Source organism: Pseudomonas sp. 3296 (assembly GCF_031456615.1).
Taxonomy (GTDB): Bacteria; Pseudomonadota; Gammaproteobacteria; order Pseudomonadales; family Pseudomonadaceae; genus Aquipseudomonas; species Aquipseudomonas mucoides.
In genome coordinates, this window is record NZ_JAVDUY010000001.1 from 57,919 (window position 1) to 77,756 (window position 19,838).

19 protein-coding genes are annotated in these 19,838 nt (G+C 52.8%); 14 read left to right on the forward strand and 5 right to left on the reverse strand.

The window, feature by feature from the left end; genetic code table 11:
- The first annotated feature begins 126 nt into the window (after positions 1–126).
- From J2X66_RS00305 to J2X66_RS00350, 10 genes are all read left to right on the forward strand, one after another.
- On the forward strand, positions 127–1,542 hold the full coding sequence (locus J2X66_RS00305) for a cytosine permease (RefSeq protein ID WP_310259363.1): 1,416 nt from the start codon (positions 127–129) through the stop codon (positions 1,540–1,542).
- Positions 1,543–1,746: 204 nt separating this feature from the next.
- Positions 1,747–1,965 (forward strand): PLD nuclease N-terminal domain-containing protein, encoded by a 219-nt coding sequence (locus J2X66_RS00310; RefSeq protein ID WP_310259366.1) that lies wholly within the window; start codon positions 1,747–1,749, stop codon positions 1,963–1,965.
- Positions 1,966–2,182: 217 nt separating this feature from the next.
- Entirely contained in the window at positions 2,183–2,497 is a 315-nt protein-coding gene (locus J2X66_RS00315) for a hypothetical protein (protein WP_310259368.1), read from the forward strand.
- A gap of 627 nt (positions 2,498–3,124) precedes the next feature.
- Positions 3,125–3,418: a fructose-bisphosphate aldolase gene (locus tag J2X66_RS00320; RefSeq protein WP_310259372.1), complete on the forward strand. Its 294-nt coding sequence runs from the start codon at positions 3,125–3,127 to the stop codon at positions 3,416–3,418.
- 815 nt (positions 3,419–4,233) lie between these two features.
- Positions 4,234–5,040 (forward strand): hypothetical protein, encoded by an 807-nt coding sequence (locus J2X66_RS00325; RefSeq protein WP_310259374.1) that lies wholly within the window; start codon positions 4,234–4,236, stop codon positions 5,038–5,040.
- A 72-nt stretch (positions 5,041–5,112) separates the two neighbouring features.
- Entirely contained in the window at positions 5,113–5,646 is a 534-nt protein-coding gene (locus J2X66_RS00330; protein WP_310259377.1) for a TIR domain-containing protein, read from the forward strand.
- A 69-nt stretch (positions 5,647–5,715) separates the two neighbouring features.
- Positions 5,716–6,318 (forward strand): TIR domain-containing protein, encoded by a 603-nt coding sequence (locus J2X66_RS00335; RefSeq protein WP_310259380.1) that lies wholly within the window; start codon positions 5,716–5,718, stop codon positions 6,316–6,318.
- A 90-nt stretch (positions 6,319–6,408) separates the two neighbouring features.
- On the forward strand, positions 6,409–7,575 hold the full coding sequence (locus tag J2X66_RS00340) for a toll/interleukin-1 receptor domain-containing protein (protein WP_310259383.1): 1,167 nt from the start codon (positions 6,409–6,411) through the stop codon (positions 7,573–7,575).
- On the forward strand, positions 7,572–8,141 hold the full coding sequence (locus J2X66_RS00345; protein ID WP_310259386.1) for a hypothetical protein: 570 nt from the start codon (positions 7,572–7,574) through the stop codon (positions 8,139–8,141). The genes J2X66_RS00340 and J2X66_RS00345 overlap by 4 nt, the downstream gene beginning before the upstream one ends.
- A 286-nt stretch (positions 8,142–8,427) precedes the next feature.
- Positions 8,428–9,045, forward strand: a complete 618-nt coding sequence (locus tag J2X66_RS00350; RefSeq protein ID WP_310259388.1) for a hypothetical protein — start codon at positions 8,428–8,430, stop codon at positions 9,043–9,045.
- Between the two features lie 145 nt (positions 9,046–9,190).
- On the opposite strand, the gene J2X66_RS00355 is transcribed toward J2X66_RS00350, so the two are convergent.
- The 5 genes from J2X66_RS00355 to J2X66_RS00375 all read right to left on the reverse strand — a co-directional run bounded on the left by J2X66_RS00355 (position 9,191) and on the right by J2X66_RS00375 (position 15,541).
- On the reverse strand, positions 9,191–10,201 hold the full coding sequence (locus J2X66_RS00355) for a hypothetical protein (protein ID WP_310259391.1): 1,011 nt from the start codon (positions 10,199–10,201) through the stop codon (positions 9,191–9,193).
- Positions 10,202–10,288: 87 nt separating this feature from the next.
- Positions 10,289–10,837: a cupin domain-containing protein gene (locus J2X66_RS00360; RefSeq protein ID WP_007895886.1), complete on the reverse strand. Its 549-nt coding sequence runs from the start codon at positions 10,835–10,837 to the stop codon at positions 10,289–10,291.
- A 304-nt stretch (positions 10,838–11,141) separates the two neighbouring features.
- Entirely contained in the window at positions 11,142–12,428 is a 1,287-nt protein-coding gene (locus tag J2X66_RS00365) for an FAD-binding oxidoreductase (RefSeq protein WP_310259404.1), read from the reverse strand.
- Positions 12,429–12,484: 56 nt separating this feature from the next.
- Positions 12,485–13,975 (reverse strand): aldehyde dehydrogenase, encoded by a 1,491-nt coding sequence (locus tag J2X66_RS00370; RefSeq protein ID WP_310259407.1) that lies wholly within the window; start codon positions 13,973–13,975, stop codon positions 12,485–12,487.
- A gap of 189 nt (positions 13,976–14,164) precedes the next feature.
- Positions 14,165–15,541: a glutamine synthetase family protein gene (locus J2X66_RS00375; RefSeq protein ID WP_123436074.1), complete on the reverse strand. Its 1,377-nt coding sequence runs from the start codon at positions 15,539–15,541 to the stop codon at positions 14,165–14,167.
- Positions 15,542–15,825: 284 nt separating this feature from the next.
- Between J2X66_RS00375 and J2X66_RS00380 the strand changes: the two genes are divergently transcribed.
- The 4 genes from J2X66_RS00380 to J2X66_RS00395 all read left to right on the forward strand — a co-directional run bounded on the left by J2X66_RS00380 (position 15,826) and on the right by J2X66_RS00395 (position 19,803).
- Positions 15,826–16,587 carry a gamma-glutamyl-gamma-aminobutyrate hydrolase family protein gene (locus J2X66_RS00380; RefSeq protein ID WP_310259411.1) on the forward strand — a complete coding sequence of 254 codons (762 nt, stop codon included), beginning with the start codon at positions 15,826–15,828 and terminating at the stop codon, positions 16,585–16,587.
- 281 nt (positions 16,588–16,868) lie between these two features.
- Entirely contained in the window at positions 16,869–18,011 is a 1,143-nt protein-coding gene (gene potA, locus J2X66_RS00385) for a polyamine ABC transporter ATP-binding protein (RefSeq protein WP_310259413.1), read from the forward strand.
- Positions 18,012–18,040: 29 nt separating this feature from the next.
- Complete coding sequence (locus J2X66_RS00390) at positions 18,041–18,922, forward strand: ABC transporter permease subunit (protein ID WP_170219144.1); 882 nt, start codon at positions 18,041–18,043, stop codon at positions 18,920–18,922.
- On the forward strand, positions 18,919–19,803 hold the full coding sequence (locus tag J2X66_RS00395; protein WP_027925277.1) for an ABC transporter permease subunit: 885 nt from the start codon (positions 18,919–18,921) through the stop codon (positions 19,801–19,803). Before J2X66_RS00390 ends, J2X66_RS00395 begins: the two co-directional genes overlap by 4 nt.
- The last annotated feature ends 35 nt before the right edge of the window (positions 19,804–19,838 follow it).

The following is a 19,838-nucleotide window of genomic DNA, read 5'->3' on the forward strand; positions in this document are numbered from 1 at the left end:
CCCACAATCTTACTAATTTATCTCTCCCCGCCCACCGCCCATCATCAACTCCAACAAGAAAAGCGCAGCCCTCGTGCAGCGCTCACCGAAGTACGTCCACGTACTCACATTGCCTTGGAGTTCGTCATGGTTACCGCTGCAACAACCTCCGCCCCGCTCATTGAAAAACACACCATCGGCTACGTGCCGCCCGAAGATCGTCACGGCAAAACCCGCGACCTGTTCACCCTCTGGTTCGGCGGCAACATCGCGCCACTGCCCATCGTTACCGGCGCCCTCGGCGTGCAAATGTTTCACCTGAACCTGGTGTGGGGCATCGTCGCCATCCTCGTCGGCCACCTGGTCGGCGGCGTGCTGATGGCCCTGCACTCGGCGCAAGGCCCGCAGATGGGTATTCCGCAAATGATCCAGAGCCGCGCCCAGTTCGGCTCCCTCGGCGCCCTGCTGGTGGTGCTGATCGCCGGCATCATGTACATCGGTTTCTTCGCCTCTAACATCGTCCTCGCCGGCAAATCCCTGCACGGCGTGGTCGACAGCGTGCCGGTGCCAGTCGGCATTGTCATCGGTGCCCTCGGTTCCGGCATCATCGGCATCATCGGCTACCGCTTCATCCACGTGCTCAACCGCATCGGCACCTGGGTGCTCGGCGCCGGCATCGTGCTGGGCTTCGGCTACATCTTCACCCACGTGCAGACCGCCGACTTCCTCACCCGCGGCAGCTTCAACATCTCCGGCTGGCTCGCCACCGTCTCCCTCGCCGCACTCTGGCAAATCGCCTTCGCACCCTACGTCTCCGACTACTCGCGCTACCTGCCCGCCAACGTGCCCGTGGCCGCAACGTTCTGGACCACGTATCTGGGCACCGTCCTCGGCTCCAGCCTCTCGTTCATCTTCGGCGCCGTCGCCGTGCTCGCCACACCGGTCGGCATGGACACCATGGATGCGGTCAAACTCGCCACCGGCTCCATCGGCCCGTTAATGCTCGTGCTGTTTTTGCTCAGCGTCATCAGCCACAACGCCCTCAACCTGTACGGCGCCGTGCTGTCGCTGATCACCCTGGTGCAAACCTTCGCCTACCGCTGGATCCCGACCGCCAAAAGCCGCGCCGTACTCTCGGTCATCGTCCTCGCCGCCTGCTGCTTCGCCGCCGTCGGCGCCTCGGCCAACTTCATCGGCCACTTCGTCGACATGGTGCTGGTGCTGCTCGTGGTGCTGGTGCCGTGGACCGCGATCAACCTGATCGACTTCTATGCGATTCACAAAGGTCAGTACGATATTGGTTCGATCTTCAAAGTCGATGGCGGGATCTATGGCCGCTACAACCCGCAGGCACTGTTGGCCTACGCGATTGGCATCGTGGTGCAGATCCCCTTCATGAACACGCCACTCTACGTCGGCCCCATCTCCGAACACATCAACGGCGCTGACTTGTCCTGGCTGGTAGGCCTACTCATCACCTCCCCGCTCTACTACTGGCTAGCCAACCGCGACACGGCCTACAAACGCCGGTTGTCGAGTGGGAAACTGGCCACCAGTCTGTAATTGGAACCCAATCCCCTGTGGGAGCGGCGGTGCGACGATTCGACTTGCTCGCGAAGAGGTCCTGACAGTCAACATCCCTATCGACTGCCATACCTTCGCGAGCAAACCCGTTTTCGCTTCACCCGCCCTTCCACAAAACCCGAAATTAAATGAACCCCGCCCACACCCACCCACCTAACTGAATGACTATCAGGAGGGTGACCAATGCAAACCGAAACCATCTGGATCGTACTCGCCGCAATTCTTGTGCTGGTCGAGATATGGGCAATCAACAAAGTGCGAAAAGCCGAAGGCAAATCCAGCAACAAACTCGTATGGATGGTGGTAATCGTGTTTGTACCGCTATTCGGGCTGATAGCGTGGGCACTGGCGGGACCGAAACACACCGATCACAACCCACACTCACCGCAGGCCAGACAATGAGGTTGGATACTGTGCGGTAAGGATTTTTGAACTGCGCAAACGCAAAGAACAAAGCCCCGATGATTCGGGGCTTTGTTGTTTCTGACTGGCTCAAAGCACAAATTGCTTTTGCAGGTATATCTGATATCTGCTTCAGGTCTCAACAGCGGTTGTTGATGGCTGCCCTTTACAATCACCGCTACCATCTCGGGCACTATCCCCCTACTGGAAAAGCGCGATGAAACAAAAATTCCTTATACGCTTGATGTTCGAATGGGGTGGCGGGGTGCTGTGGTGCGGGAACGAAACCGCACGCGAACAATTTTCGGTAGGCCCAATTGAAGATCAGCTACCGCTTACTGACGAAACCCGAACGTCTCTGAATGAATTGACACGCTGGCATGACACATCTCTAAATTGGGACTACCCACCAGATCCCGGCCCTTGGGAATCAGCGGAGTACACACGGTTCGATTCTGCGGCGCACGCCCTGCTCGCTATTATCCAAATCGAACTTGGATCTGATTTCGAAGTGGTTTATGAAAAGCTATGAATGAAGCCATGCCTCTCCGGTCAACGGCCTCCAGCTACGCTTAATCAGCACGCCACCGAAGCTGCTTTTCTTGGATTTTCACCTCCGAAAATCGTGTGGGAAATCACCCTCTGTGACGAGGGAACTTGCTCCCGATGGGAGGCGAAGCCGACCCAAACCCTGCCGAACCATTAAACAACACCCGCCCCTCGTAGCAGCTGGCGAAGCCTGCGTTCGGCTGCGCAGCAGCCGCAAATCCGGCGTGCACTGCCCACCTGAAACTAAACAAACTCTGAATACACGTCAGCTTCTCAACCAAACGCGGTTCACGCTATCAGCCACAAAATACGGATTTTGGTCCTACACCCCTGTTTGCAGACACCCAAATCGCCCCCTATATTCGACCCGTCGCTGACCGCAGTTAGCGATTGGGTTTCGCAGCCCTACAGAATAGAATCAGCCGGCACCGTCATAAGACACCCAGGCGAGCTTCGCCTGCGTCGCAGTTTATGGCGGCTGTGCGTGGGAGACTTTCGAGTCTGCCGGGTTTGATTCTTTCCTGGTCTGCGAACCCGCGCACAGTTGCCACCCATTTTGTATCGCAGCAAAAAGGTGGCAGTTCATTCCCTTCATAAAGAATCTTATCCAATGACAATGAACAATCCGCCTCGCCGCTTCACCCCCATGTCCCAATTCGCCACCGACTACCCCGTCCTGCTCATCGACAGCGATGCACCACTCCAAGAACTCCATAACTGCGTCAGCGAACGCCTCAGCGCCGTCCTCAAGTACCTCAACCTCATGGCCTGCACCAGCCTCCCCGACTACGCGGAAAACGACATTAACACCGTCACCAACATCGCCCGGATCATGATCCAGGATGTGAGTGATGTGTTTCGCGTGATTGAGCAGCGTGGGTTTGATACCTCCAAAGGCCAGTGATCGAATTTCAACCCCCAAAAAAAACCCGCGTTGATGCGGGTTTCTATTACTTGATCATGTGCTGTAGTTCCAGATCTTGAACTGGGGTGCTGGATTCAGAGGATTGTGACAGGCGACAATCGGCCAGAAGCAAACGGTCAACCTAGGTTTTCTTCTGGTCAAAGGAGGGGGTCGAAGTGTTATCGCATGCTGGGAGTAAAAAGTTGCTTGAAAGCGCCCTCCTCTTTAGCCACTCAGAGACGGGCTGAAGGAGATACAACTTGAAAGGCTAGCATCTGTACTTTAGCTGAATACTCAAATTTTTTATGATCAGCTGCATCTGCACAATCAGTCTATTTCTGAAGTGAGATTTTTCAGCTCTCGAGCGGCTAATGCGTTCAGTCGTAGGCATTGTTCTTCTCTCTGGTGCTGATCCAAGAATCCATGCATTAGCCGTTCGCCGGTTCGAGCGTCTACGATTAGAAGATAAAATATTTTACGGCTCTCGCCAGCCGTGGGCCGCTTCTGTACAACAAAGAAATTTCCATGACCCAAGCCTCCGCTTTGCACTAACAGTATCACTGCTAAATATGAGTTTAGGTTATCCCAAAAGGTAGGAAGTCGTCGGCTTCAATCGCTATGGACCAAAACCTGTCAGTCAAGAACCCGCGAAAACTCAGAGGTGACTTGATCTGCGCTAAGAATTTGGAGATCATAGGCATATTGCCACTACCGGCATAGGTGAGTTGACTTATAGCCCCGGAAGTTCTGAGCTATAGAGATAAACCTAACAAATCATAACTTTATAATTTGACATTAATACTAAGGAAGGAAAAATGTTCGCTGGATTTGATTTAACCGTAGATCTTGAAAATTTTGAAGCCTATGTAAACCATGGCAGATCTATTCAAAACGCACACAAAAAATCCTTTGAATCCAAATTAGATAGCTTTAAAGACGCTGATGGTGTTTTGGAAGCAGACAAGATTATTGAAGAATGGTTTCCACCGGTTGAAGATGCGCAAGTTTTTCTTTCGCATTCTCACAAGGATGAGGAGGGAATCATTGGTCTCTCTGGATGGCTTAATGCTAAATTAGGATTGAATTGCTTTATTGATTCATGCATATGGGGCTATTCAAATAAGTTATTGCGACTTATTGATAACGCTCATTGTTACAATGATGACAAGAGTTTTTATAATTACTCAGATCGAAACAGGTCTACTAGTCATGTCCATATGATGCTTTCTACGGCTCTGAGCAAGACGATGGACACCTGTGAAAGTATTTTTTTTGTCAACACTCCAAACTCCATTCAAGTTGACAAATACATCAAGGGGAAAAGTAATACAGATTCTCCATGGATATTTTCAGAAATAGCTATGACGAAACTATTACGTCGTAGAACCCGAGAGTCGCATAGACGTACTATGGCCATCGCGCTTGACTCTATAACAGGCAACCAATCATTTGAGTCAATAGAAGAAAGATCGTACATCAATTTTCCTGTGGATATTTCACATCTTAAATCAATTTCTGATATGGATCTGAGAAAATGGGCTAAACTTCAGTCCGAAACACCTAAGAAATACTCTCTAGACCATCTGTATGAGCAAAAATTTGGAGGAAACCTTCTTGGATAAGAAAATTGAATACCTGACATCTTTTCAAGGTGTTATTAATCGATGGCAGCGAATTCATTTCTTGGATAAAAGGTGAAAGACCTATTTGTAAATAATCCGCCCCTTTACTTTGTAGAGCAGGATAAAACCATGTCCAAGGAATGCTTCTTTAGCTTTCATTACAAACCCGACAACTGGCGCGTATCACAGGTAAAACAAATAGGCGCCATTAGTGAACAACCCCTACTCACCTCCAACAAATGGGAAGAGATAAAGCAAGAGGGGGATAAAGCCGTCGAAAAATGGATTGCCGACAACATGAAGGGTAAAGAGTGCTTAGTTGTACTTGTCGGTGAAAACACTGCGGGTCGACGCTGGATAAAACATGAGATTAAAAAGGCCTGGAAAGATGGACTAGGCATACTCGCTATTTACATTCACAACTTGAAAGATTCAAGCGGAGGTCAAGCAAAAAAAGGTTCAGATCCATTTGCCGGCCTCACTGTAGATGGAGAAACAGTTAAAGGCACGATTTACGACCCACCGTATTCCACTAGTACATATGTGTATGATCACATCAAAGAAAACATCGAAGAGTGGGTCAGCAAAGCGATTAAAGCCCGATAAAACGACCCCAATACTGCGCCTAAATTTTAGGCGCTTCTTAAAATTGGTTTTACACCCAAGGAGGTGTACTTGCCACGTAGAACGTTTTTCTCCTACCACTATGTACCTGACGTATGGCGTGCATGGAACGTCCGAAATAGTTGGGTCGTGAGAGACACAGAAGAAATAAGTAGGGGTTTTTTTGACAGTAGTGTTTTCGAGGCATCAAAAAAAGAAAGCGACGACGCACTTAAAAAATTTCTTCGCAATGGTTTAGAGAACACTTCAGTTACCTGCATTCTCGCAGGTACCGATACATGGAACAGACGGTGGGTTCGATACGAAATCGCACGCAGTATAATAAAAGGAAATGGCTTGCTTACTGTTTACATACATGGAGTGCAGAATGCAGCAAAACAAACATCAGTAAAGGGAGCCGACCCTCTAGCCCAAATGGGCCTATATAAAACTGAGCGAGGAATTTTTCTTGCCGAATGGAAAGGTGGAAAATGGATTCCTTACTCAGATTACACTCTCGCAATCCCAGAGAAAGATCTGCGATTTGCAGCACCCAAGTCCACTAGTGTCGTTCAACTCTCAAAACATTACATGAGTTATGACTTCACATCACAAAATGGTAGAAAGGACATTGGCGGCTGGATCGAAACTGCAGCAGGACTCGTCGGACGCTGACTTTAAACTTTTCCTTTTTAGCCTGACTAAAAATTTTGATCATTAGAAAAATGCAGAACAGAGAAAACAACTTAATTCTGGAAACATAAAATGACACAATGGGCATACCAAATAATTGTCATGGGAAGTCTGGACTCTCGTTTAGATCTATTGAAATGTGCAGTTCACGCTCGAGCCAAAGATCTGGGAATCAGTGAAGAAACTCTTATATTTCTAACATCATCTACTTTCAACTCATATGACAGAAAGAAACCGGCTATAGGTGTTTATTTTGGACACAAAGAAAAGTCCATGCCACCCTTTTTAAACAAACTAATGCAAGACTCAATAGTCATTGCCCCCATAGCGTCTGCTGCAGACGCAATAGAAGATGAAATACCAGAACAACTAAAGCACATAAACGTGTTAATACTTCCAGCAGATGGATCAAAATCATCCCGCCTTGTCTCGTTGATTTTCGAGACCTTCCGACTTCTCAGAAAAGATCGTGGAATTTTCATTAGCTATCGGCGCAAAGGCTCCCAACCCCTTGCAAATCGCATCTACGAGAATCTGGACAAACGAGGCTTTGATGTATTTATAGATGTTAGATCTGTACCTCCCGCCGTGGACTTTCAGGCCGAATTATGGCACCGAATGTCTGATGTTGACGTTATCGTTCTGATAGACACGCCGGGTTTTCGAGAAGGGCGCTGGACCAAAGCTGAATTAGCACAAGCAAATCTCCTAGGCATTCAAACCCTTCACCTTCTTTGGCCAGGACAATTAGAGGATAACTTCTATGCATTCAGCAGGTATATGAAGTTGGAGCCTGGTGATTTCAGTGGAACTACACCTGGACGAGGGGCCAGCATAAAAAAATCCACAATGGAACGAATTTGCGATAGAGCAGAGGATTTGAGAGCAGAAGCAATGGCCTTGAGACATGCACATCTTGTCGACAACTTTTGTGACGCGGCACGGGATCTTAAGTTAGTCCCTACTGTTCAACCCCAGCGTTGGATATCGTTAGAGACTCAAGGAAAAAATCTTGCGGTAGTTCCTGCGGTTGGTAGACCCACATCCGATCGTATCAATGCGATATTCGACTCAATTTCAGAGCAAAAAAAATCAAGCGAATCAATTTGGGTAATTTACGATAGTAGAGGGTTACACGACAATTGGGTCAAACATCTTCGATGGCTCGACTCACATTTACCTATTCGTACAGTTAGCATGGCTGATGCGCCAGCGGCATTGAAGGAGTGCCTGTCATGATCGAAATATTTTTGTCCGCTAGCGTACCGTTACCTGACCGTAATCGTGACTTCTTTGATACAGCGGATGTGTTTTTAATCCGAGAGGCAATTAGGGCATTGATTGAGGTTATTCTTCCAGTTGGCCGGATTACATTTGGTGGCCACCCGGCAATAACCCCCCTAATCTCGTTATACGTTGAACACTGCAAATTGGAAAAAGACAGGCTTACAATATTTCAAAGCTCCTTCTTTCAAGGTCAAATGCCCATAGAGAACAATGATTTTTGCGACGTCCGAGTCATTCCAGCAAAGAAAAACCACCTACAACTAAGTCTTGCCGCAATGCGGAAAGCAATGATTACCAGCCAAAAATTTCATGCAGCTGTTTTTATCGGCGGAATGGAGGGGGTTAAAGTGGAAGAAGCACTATTCAGGAAATATAATCCCGATGCAATTGTCCTACCGGTACCAGCAACTGGTGCCGCCGCAAGAATGCTTTTTAACGACGGAAAATATTTGCCGGAACTAGATAATGAAATATCATTTGCCAGTATGTTTAGGCGCAATCTGTTGCCAAAACCTTAATGAAACATTGGAAATGGCACCATTACCAATACAAATGTTTTTCTGTTGCAACACTAAGGTGGAGATTTGTTCAGAAATACTTTCTTCGCTTTCGAAAAACAAATCCGCCCACTTTTTATTATTGTGTTGACTCTCAACAAACTACCCAAAGAGAAAATCCATACGGAACCTCCGACCCCGAGCTGTCTTTGCAAAAATGGCTTTTTACGGACAATGTCGACGCAGAGCAAGAATAATGTCAATATGACTTCGCTCATACCCGTTTTTCTGCAAAAGAGATATTTTAATGCTGTCACTGTCGAAATTTGATGTTTTAATCACGCTGTTAGTGGTTATTTTATCCAGCCTCATTGTGGGACAATCTATTAACTTAGGCTGGGGACTTCCGCTGGGAACTACACTTACATGCTTTATTGCGGCTCTAGGCTTTGGAGTTACCATATATCAATCCTATGCAACAAGAAAACACAACAGACTATTGGTTAAGCCTCACCTAACATTCAATAGCCAGTTCAATAGTACAACTTTAGATGGTCACTACACCTACACTCTAAAAGTGAAAAATGTTGGATTGGGACCATCTATTATAGACAGATATCTAATAACTTTAGGTGACGCAATCGAGCTTGATGGACATACCGTATTCGAAAGATTTGTGACTTTAGTAAATGAGCACTTTCAAACCAAAGGTTTGGCGCACTGCGTGGCAGGCTTCCTTCATGATGAGCATGCAATAGAAAAAGGGGAAGAAAAAATACTTCTTGAGGTTAGCTTTCCAAAGAGCGACATGTCCTTTATCAAAGGAAGAGAAAAGGCGAAACTATTTACGAACCTAATTAACACAAAAATCCAGTATCGCTGCCATTATGGGAATAAATTCGAAATCTCCAAGAAGTTTACTTGAGTTAGAGCAAGACAAAAAATTAAAAAAGAGGAGGATCTATTTTAAGAAGGGGACGAAAAAAATAAATTCGCCCCCCCTTTTTATGCCTGAAGATAACGGTAACAGATATATCTTTAAAGAGGTCTGCCACCTTCCCTCTAGAATACTATTTTAAAAAAAACGCACAATCAACATCCTCAAATGTTTTCTTTTTAAAGCCAGGCACGTCTTTAAGCTGATCGTAGAATATTTTCCAATCATAGTTCGAATAAAATACAGGCTCAGAAAAATCCATTCCCTCAAGAAGATTGCGTCCATATTCGGAGGAGCAGTGTTCTGCAGACTCTACAATCTCTTGCTGGTAGTCAAACCCCTCTAACCCGCTGGGTTTGAACAGCATATTTTTAATCGAGCCCAAATCGCCTAACATATGATCTGGATTATATTTTTCATAAAGAAGATGCTTGCTCAAGTCCATGAACATCCTCCCTTTTATCGTTGGTAAAGCTAACACGGTTTGATCAGGTCTCTGAACTAGTCCTAACGCCGACAACATTGTGATGATTTCCCTCGTGGGACCATCAGACCGATAGCCGATGGAGCTTTTAAAAGTTGGCGTATGAATCAAACCATTTTTTATTATTTCATCGAGAACGGCGTACTTTAAACCAATTGGACCATTATGATTAGCAAAAACTCGAACATCCGACTTGATAAGCCTTCCAAAAACAGTTGCAAACAAAAGATCTTTGCATACAATCTCAGATATATAGTTAGACATCCACCTCTGCTCTTCTTGTTTGTCCGCGTCAAACTCAGATGGGAGGTAAATAATCTTTAATCCTTGAAGTAGAGGACTTAAAGCCTCATCCCCTCGATAATTTGAGATAATCTCAGAAATTTTCAATCGATGCTTGGTAGTGTCCTTAGCAAAATACACTTTTATGGGTGCATTTCGGTCATGGAGTAAGCTCATGAGGTCTTTGTGTACACCTTCCGAATGGGACCATAGCACTTGAGATACAAGCGGCCTCCTACAGTCTCTCTCGAGCACACACGCATAATCATATTTTTTTCGATCAGCTTCAAGGACACCGAAAAGCTTCGTTTTAGCATAAAAACTTAAAACGGAGTCAAGCTCCTCAGCAACAAACTGGTGTTCAGCGGATACCGGCATATTCTATTTCTCGCGCTTATACTGATAAAGAGGGTTAAACATATTGTTTTGAATACTATTCAACCCCCGTATTATTCAGTTCCGCAATCAAAAATTCGCCGGCGTATTCGCACTAATAATCTCAGCCTCATCCGCCCCAATATTCCGAAACCGATGCGGCAGCGTCGTCGGAAAGTAATACCCATCCCCGGCATTCAACACGCTAATCTGCCCATCAACCGTCAACTCAACCGTTCCCCGAGTAACCAACCCACACTCCTCCCCTTCCGAATGCACAATCGGCTCTTCCCCCGAACTCGCCCCAGGCGCGTATTGCTCGCGCAACAGGCGCATCTGTCGACTCGGCACCGAAGCGCCAATCAGCAGCAACCGCAGCCCATGACGGCCGAGATCTGGCTGTTCGTTGGCGCGGAACACGTATTGGTGCTCACGCGGCGGCTGATCAAAGGTAAAGAAGTCCGCCAAAGACATGGGAATGCCTTCAAGCAGTTTTTTGAGCGAGCTGACGGAAGGACTGACGCGATTCTGTTCGATCAGGGAGATGGTGGCATTGGTGACGCCGCTACGCCGGGCCAGCTCGCGCTGGGACAGTTTGTAGCTTTCGCGTACTAGTTTGAGTCGTGAGCCCGTGTCCATGACAGCCTTATGCGAAGAATACTTAAGGGTTATGGGGGTGGATGGCGGGCGACTTTTGGCCGCGAGAGTACCGCTTCCCTGTCCCGGAAATTTGAAAGGCGGGTATTAAATCACGTTTGGGGGTGTTGCTCAGCAGGTTCGATAACTGGTTAGTGAAAAAGCTGAGGGTGTACATGTCAGACCGTTTGGCAATGTGGGTTTTGGGGGTGTCAGGCGGCTTTGATGGTGGCTGATTTGCCGTCATCGCGGGCAAGCCCGACTCCCACATTTTGATCGGTGGTGGGAGCAGAGCCTGTGTCGGGGCTTAGATCCCGAACCGATCACGCAGTGCGTAGTACGCGGCGCCCATGGCGGTGAGCGGGGCCTGGAAGGTGCGGCCGCCGAGCATTGGCATGTGCGGAAGCGAGGCGAACGCGTCGAAGCGTTCGGCGTCGCCACGGATCATTTCCGAGATCAGTTTGCCGGCCAGGTGCGAGCAGGTGACGCCGTGGCCGCTGTAGCCTTGCATGTAGTAGGCGTTTTTCTCGATGCGGCCGAATTGTGGCATGCGCGACATGGTCAGCAGGAAGTTGCCGGTCCAGCGGTAGTCGATTTTCACGTCCTTCAGTTGCGGGAAGGTCTTGAGGATTTTCGGGCGGATCAGTTGCTCGATGTCGTCCGGTTCGCGTGCGCCGTAGACCACGCCGCCGCCGTACAGCAGGCGGTTGTCGGCAGTCAGGCGGTAGTAGTCGAGCAGGTAGTTGCAGTCTTCGACGCAGTAGTTGTTTTTGATCAGGCTGCGCGCAACCTTTTCGGACAACGGTTCGGTGACGACGATTTGCGAACCGCACGGCATGCTTTTGCTGGTCACGCGATTGTCGAGGCCTTGCGGCAGGTAGGCGTTGCCGGCGATCAGCAGGTATTTGGCGCGGACCACGCCTTTGGCGGTGCGCACGGTGATCGGTTCGCCGTAGGTGATTTCCACCGCCGCCGATTGTTCGTAGATCTTGCCGCCCAGGCCGATGATGGCCGAGGCTTCGCCGAGGGCCAGGTTCAGCGGGTGAATATGGCCGCCCTGCATGTCCAGCAAGCCGCCGACGTAGGCATCGGAACCGACTTCACGCTTGATGTCCGCCGCGTCGAGCATTTTCAGGTTTTTGTTGCCGTAGCGCTCCCAGCTCTTCTTCTGCTCGGCCAGGCCTTTGAGTTGTTTCTTGTTCATCGCGGCGAAGATGCCGCCCGGCTTGTAGTCGCACTGGATGTCGTAGTGCTGTATGCGCTGACGGATGATGTCGGCGCCTTCGAAGATCATGCTGCCAAGGATTTCAGCGGTCTTGTCGCCGTAGCGCTCTTCGATCACATCGACGTCGCGGCTGTAGGAGTTGACCAGTTGGCCGCCGTTGCGACCGCTGGCGCCGAACCCGACTTTGGCGGCTTCGAGGACGGTCACACTGTAGCCCGCTTCCGCGAGGAACAGGGCCGAGGACAAACCGGTGTAGCCGGCGCCGATGATGCAGACGTCGCATTCCACCAGCTCTTCAAGCACCGGGAATTCGCCGGTGAAGTTACGGGTGGCGGCGTAGTAGCTGTTTACATGTGTTGTTTGTTTCATAGGTTTCTCCGATGGCCGCTGGCATGTGCCGGCGACCGTCGCTTTTTTTATAGGTGTTAGAGCTTGATCCAGGTCGCTTTGAGTTCGGTGTATTTGTCGAACGCGTGCAGCGATTTGTCCCGACCGTTACCCGACTGCTTGTACCCACCGAACGGCGCGGTCATGTCGCCGCCGTCGTACTGGTTGACCCAGACGCTGCCGGCACGCAAGCCGCGAGCGAAGGTGTGGGCCTTGCTCAGGTTGCTGGTCCAGACACCGGCGGCGAGGCCGAAGATGCTGTCGTTGGCGATGGCCAGGGCTTCTTCAGCGGTGTCGAAGGTGATCAGCGACAGCACCGGGCCGAAGATTTCTTCGCGGGCGATGGTCATGGCGTTGGTCACGCCGTCGAAAATCGCCGGTTCCACGTACAGGCCGCCGGTGCTTTCGAGGGTGCGGCTGCCGCCGGCGATGAGTTGCGCGCCCTGGTCTTTGCCGACCTGGATGTAGCGCAACACGTTATCCAGTTGACGCTGGTCGACGACCGCGCCGACGGTGGTTTCCGGGTCCAGGGCGTGCCCCGGTTTCCAGGCTTGCAGCGCTTCCACCAGCAACGGAATGAACTGCTCGCGAATCGAACGCTCGACCAGCAAGCGTGAACCGGCGGTGCAGACTTCGCCCTGGTTGAAGGCAATCGCACCGGCGGCTGCTTGTGCGGCGGCGCGCAGGTCCGGCGCGTCGGCGAACACCACGTTCGGGCTCTTGCCGCCGGCTTCGAGCCAGACGCGTTTCATGTTGCTTTGCCCGGCGTAGATCATCAGTTGCTTGGCAATCGCGGTCGAGCCGGTGAAGGCCAGCACGTCGACGTCCATGTGCAACGCCAGCGCCTTGCCGACGGTGTGACCGTAGCCCGGCAGAACGTTGAACACGCCTTTTGGAATGCCGGCGTCCAGTGCCAGTTGCGCAATGCGAATGGCGGTGAGCGGCGACTTTTCCGATGGCTTGAGGATGAACGAGTTGCCGGCAGCCAGGGCGGGAGCGAACTTCCAGCTGGCCATGATCAACGGGAAGTTCCACGGCACGATGGCCGCGACCACGCCCGCAGGTTCGCGGGTGATGAGGCCGAGTTGGTCGTGCGGCGTGGCGGCGACTTCGTCGTAGATCTTGTCGATGGCTTCGGCGCTCCAGCGGATCGCGTTGGCGGTCGCTGGAATGTCGATGTTCATCGAGTCGTTGATCGGCTTGCCCATGTCGAGGGTTTCGAGCAGGGCCAGTTCTTCCTGGTTGGCCAGGATCAGGTCGGCGAAGCGGATCAGGGTGCGCTTGCGCTCGGCCGGAGCGAGGCTGGCCCAGATGCCGGATTCAAACGTGCGGCGCGCGACGGCGACGGCCGCATTGGCGTCGGCTTCGTCGGTGCTGGCGACGTTGGCCAGGAAACGGCCGTCGACCGGGCTCATGCACTCAAAGGTGTCGCCGCTGAGTGCCGGGCAGTATTGGCCGTCGATGAATGCACGGGCTTCGATGGTGAGGGACTGGAAGCGTTGTTCCCAGTCGCTGCGAGTGTTTGTCATGGTTGTGACTCGACGCAGGGGATTTGTTCGATTGGCGAGCAAACGCTCGCCCATCAAAATTTGGTAATCCGCTCCCCTGTAGGAGTGAGACCGGCTTGCCGGCGATAGCGGTGGATCAATCACCATCATTATTGAATGTGATGACGCCATCGCGAGCAGGCTCACTCCTACAGGGATTGGGGTAGGTCTTTAGACCGTGTGCAAGTACCAGTTGTACTCAAGGTCGGAGATAGAGTTCTCGAACTCGGCCAGCTCGCTTTCCTTGCACGCCACGAACACGTCGATGTACAGCGGGTCGATGTAACGGGCCATGACTTCGCTGTCGTCCAGCTCGCGCAGTGCATCGCGCAGGTTGTTCGGCAGGCTCTGCTCGTTCTGCTCGTAGCTGTTGCCTTCCACCGGGGCGCCCGGCTCGATCTGGTTGGTCAGGCCGTGGTGAATACCGGCCAGCACCGAGGCCATCAGCAGGTACGGGTTGGCGTCGGCACCGGCGACACGGTGTTCGATGCGCACCGAATCCGGCGAACCGGTTGGCACACGCACCGCCACGGTACGGTTGTCGATGCCCCAGCTCGGGGAGTTCGGCACGTAGAACTGCGCACCAAAACGACGGTACGAGTTGACGTTCGGGCAGAGGAACGCCATCTGCGCCGGCAGGGTCTCGAGCACACCGCCGATCGCGTGTCGCAGCGCGGCGTTCTGCTCGGGATCCTCGCTGGCAAAGATGTTGTTGCCTTCTTTGTCGAGAATCGAAATGTGCACGTGCAAACCGTTGCCCGCCTGACCCGGATACGGCTTGGCCATAAACGTGGTGTCCATCTCGTGGTCGTAGGCGATGTTCTTCACCAGACGCTTGAGCAGCACCGCGTAGTCGCAGGCCTTGATCGGGTCGTTGACGTGATGCAGGTTCACTTCGAACTGCGCCGGGGCGCTTTCCTTGACGATGGCGTCGGCAGGAATGCCCTGCTCTTTCGCGCCTTCGAGGATGTCTTGCAGACAGTCGACGTATTCGTCGAGGTCGTCGATCAGATACACCTGGGTCGACACCGGACGCTTGCCCGATACCGGCGAACGTGGCGATTGCGGACGACCGTTCACGTTGTCCTGGTCGATCAGATAAAACTCGAGTTCGAAGGCTGCGCAGATGGTCAGGCCCAGGTCATCGAACTTGCGCACGATATTGGCCAACACTTCTCGCGGGTCGGCAAAGAACGGCTGGCCTTCGAGTTCGTGCATGGTCATCAGCAACTGAGCGGTTGGGCGCTTCTGCCACGGCTCAATGCTCAGGGTACCGGGGATGGGGAAGCAGATTCGGTCAGAGTCGCCGATGTCCAGACCCAGGCCGGTGCTTTCCACCGTGGAACCGTTGATGTCCAGAGCAAACAGGGACGCCGGCAGGTTAATGCCTTTTTCGTAGACCTTATGAAGACTGGTGCGCTCGATGCGCTTGCCGCGCACCACGCCGTTCATATCCGCAATCAGAAGGTCGACGTACAAAACCTCAGGATATTTCTTAAGGAATGCGTTTGCTTCGTTGAGTTGAACGGCACGCAGAGGGACCGACATGATGCACCTATTTTTTAGCTGTTAATTATTATGTTCACTACCCTTTCACGAGCCCAGTCAACCCGAACGGCAAAGTGAAGTCAATAGCGAACACCAGAGCCTTCAACCTTTATTTTCGGGCCTTTTTAGGGGACGAGAGTGCCAGATCAGCCTTGAGCACCGCGTAAACGCTGAGGATCAGACGCGTGGCGTTTAGAATTTTTTACATGAGAGTTGTTAATTAAAATCAACAAGGCTAAGCTCCGGAAAAGCTCGTTCAAGTGTGAAACTTCGAGGTGATAAAAATGGCATTCAAGCCATTGATCGGCGTTACTGCATGCGTCAAACAGATTGGCCTGCACCCCTACCACATCAGCGGCGACAAGTACTTGCGTGCTGTCAGCGTCGCGGCGCTGGGGCTGCCTGTGGTCATACCTTCCCTGGGCGAATTGACTGAAATCGAGGATGTGCTCGCGCATCTCGACGGTCTGTTGCTGACCGGCTCTCCTTCGAATGTGGAACCTTTCCACTATCAAGGCCCGGCCAGCGCTCCCGGCACGGATCACGATCCGGCGCGGGACGCCACGACCCTTCCTTTATTACGTGCAGCCATTGCGGCCGGCGTGCCGGTGCTCGGCATCTGCCGGGGCTTCCAGGAAATGAACGTGGCGTTTGGTGGCAGCCTGCACCAGAAGGTCCACGAACTGCCGGGCATGCTCGATCACCGCGAGGCAGACAGTCCTGAGCTGGCGGTGCAATACGCACCGGCGCATGCGGTGACCGTGCAACCGGGCGGTGTGTTCGAAGCGCTGGAGTTGCCCGATGAGTTCAGGGTCAATTCGATTCACAGCCAGGGCATCGACAGACTCGCCCCCGGTCTGCGTGCCGAAGCGATTGCGCCGGACGGTTTGATCGAAGCGATCTCGGTGGAGCACAGCCCGACGTTTGCCGTCGGCGTGCAATGGCACCCGGAATGGCAAGTGCTCACCCATCCTCCTTATTTGAGTATTTTCCAGGCGTTCGGCGATGCGTGCCGGCGACGGGCCGCGCAGCGTAAAAGCCGCTGACTGAATAAACAAACAACCGATTACTGCCCCCGCGAGTCAGACGGGCGTGCCTTCGCGCGCCCGCCCCTCGCGACAGCAACACTGCGATAACAACAAGTACTACCAGGCAGCCAGGACGGCGGCGCCGAATAAGCCCAGGCGGTACGGGCCAGTGAATCCAACGCAACACCCCTACAGGGGGGGCACTGCCGAATTCACTGAAATCGTACGGCTCAGGCTTGCAATCAACTATTAAGTCAGGCCGCGTTGGCCCGACGACTGAAACCTGTTGGGAGTTTCACATGGCAAACGCCTCCAGCATTTACAGGAAGGCTCTTGAAGGTCACCAGACATCGAAAAAGGTGTTGGTGAAAGTCGACCGCGTCACCAAGAAATTCGACGAAACCTGCGCAGTAGATGATGTCTCACTCGAGATTCATCAAGGCGAGATCTTCGCCCTGCTCGGCGGTTCCGGTTCCGGCAAATCGACCCTGCTGCGCATGCTCGCAGGCTTCGAGCGCCCGACCGATGGGCGGATTTTCCTCGACGGCGTGGACATCACTGACATGCCGCCGTACGAGCGGCCGATCAACATGATGTTCCAGTCGTACGCCTTGTTCCCGCACATGACCGTGGCGCAGAACATTGCCTTCGGCCTCAAGCAGGACCGTTTGCCCGCCAGCGAAATCGACGCCCGCGTTGAAGAAATGCTGCGCCTGGTGCACATGACCCAATACGCCAAACGCAAGCCGCATCAACTGTCCGGCGGTCAGCGTCAGCGTGTGGCCCTCGCCCGCTCCCTGGCCAAGCGTCCCAAGCTGTTGCTGCTCGACGAACCGATGGGAGCGCTGGATAAAAAGCTGCGTTCGCAGATGCAACTGGAGCTGGTGGAAATCATCGAACGCGTCGGCGTGACGTGCGTGATGGTGACCCACGACCAGGAAGAGGCCATGACCATGGCCCAGCGCATCGCGATCATGCACCTGGGCTGGATTGCGCAAATCGGCAGCCCGGTCGACATCTATGAAGCACCGGTCAGCCGCATGGTCTGCGAGTTTATCGGCAACGTGAACGCCTTCGACGGCACCGTGGTGGAAGACCTTGAAGGTCACGCGATCATCCACAGTCCGGACCTCGAGCAGAAGATTTACGTCGGTCACGGCGTCAGCACTTCGGTGCAGGACAAGTCGATTACCTACGCCATCCGCCCGGAAAAAATGCTGGTCAGCACAGTCAAGCCCGAGAACCGCTACAACTGGTCCAAAGGCAAAGTGCATGACATCGCCTACCTCGGCGGTCACTCGGTGTTCTACGTCGAACTGCCAAGCGGCAAAGTCGTGCAGTCGTTCATGGCCAACGCCGAACGCCGTGGCGCGCGTCCGACCTGGGACGACACCGTGTACGTGTGGTGGGAAGACGACAGCGGCGTGGTACTGCGCTCATGAAAACACTCAATCAGCAGTTCATGCGGCTGATGCCGAGTGGTCGAAAGCTCGTCATCGGGGTTCCTTTCCTGTGGCTGTGCCTGTTTTTCCTGTTGCCGTTCTTCCTGGTGATGAAGATCAGCTTCTCGGAAGCGGCGCTGGCCATTCCTCCTTACTCGGAGATTTACACCTACGCCGAACAGAAGTTTCAGCTGTTCCTCAACGTCGGCAACTACCTGTTGCTGACCGACGATGAGCTGTACCTCTCGGCCTACCTCGGCTCGTTGAAGGTCGCGTTTTTCAGCACGCTGATGTGCCTGGTGATCGGTTTCCCGATGGCCTACGCCATTACCAAGGCCAACAAGGAAACGCAAAACGTCCTGATGCTGTTGATCATGATGCCGACCTGGACCGCGATCCTGATCCGCGTTTACGCGTGGATGGGCATCCTCAGCAACAACGGCCTGCTTAACGCGTTTTTGATGTGGACCGGGCTGACCGATCACCCGATCGAGATCCTCAACACCAACACCGCCGTCTATATCGGCGTGGTGTATGCGTATCTACCGTTCATGGTGTTGCCGCTGTACGCCAACCTGGTCAAGCACGATCAAAGCCTGCTGGAAGCGGGTTCGGATTTGGGTTCCAGCAACTTCAACAACTTCTGGAAAATCACCGTGCCGCTGGCCAAGAACGGCATCATCGCCGGTTGCATGCTGGTGTTCATTCCGGTGGTCGGTGAATTCGTGATCCCGGAACTGCTGGGCGGCCCGGAGACCCTGATGATCGGTCGCGTGCTGTGGCAAGAGTTCTTCAACAACCGCGATTGGCCGGTGGCGTCTGCCCTGGCGGTGGTGATGCTGTTGATCCTGATTGTGCCGATTCTGCTGTTCAACCGCAGCCAGGCCAAAGAGATGGAGGCACGGGGATGAAACGTTTCGGTTTTTCAAAAATGATGCTGGTGTTCGGCTTGTCGTTTATCTACCTGCCGATGCTGATCCTGGTGATCTACTCGTTCAACGCCTCGAAACTGGTGACGGTGTGGGGTGGCTGGTCGTTCAAGTGGTACGCCGGCCTGCTCGACAACACCCAACTGATGGGCTCGGTGGTGCGCTCGCTGGAAATCGCCTGCTACACGGCGGTGGCCGCGGTCGCACTCGGTACGCTGGCGGCGTTTGTCCTGACTCGCGTTACGCGTTTCAAGGGTCGCACGCTGTTTGGCGGCCTGGTAACGGCGCCGCTGGTGATGCCGGAAGTGATCACCGGTCTGTCGTTGTTGCTGCTGTTCGTGGCGATGGCGCAGTTGATTGGCTGGCCGCAGGAACGTGGCATCGTCACGATCTGGATCGCCCATACCACGTTCTGTGCGGCGTATGTAGCGGTGGTGGTGTCGGCGCGCTTGCGTGAGCTGGACCTGTCCATCGAAGAAGCGGCCATGGACCTTGGGGCCAAGCCATTCAAGGTGTTTTTCCTGATCACCATTCCGATGATCGCACCCTCGCTGGCAGCCGGCGGCATGATGTCGTTTGCCCTGTCGCTGGATGACCTGGTGTTGGCGAGCTTCGTGTCGGGACCGGGCTCGACGACGTTGCCGATGGAAGTGTTCTCGGCGGTGCGCCTGGGCGTGAAGCCCGAGATCAACGCCGTGGCCAGCCTGATTCTGCTCGCCGTTTCGATCGTGACCTTCATGGTCTGGTACTTCAGCCGCCGCGCTGAAGCCACCCGCAAACGTGCGATCCAGGAAGCGATGGACCAGACCGCCAGTGAATCGTGGCAGCAACCGAACAAGCAAATGGCTGGAGCAACGGCTTAAGACCGTTGTTGAGTTAACTGTGGCGAGGGCGCTTG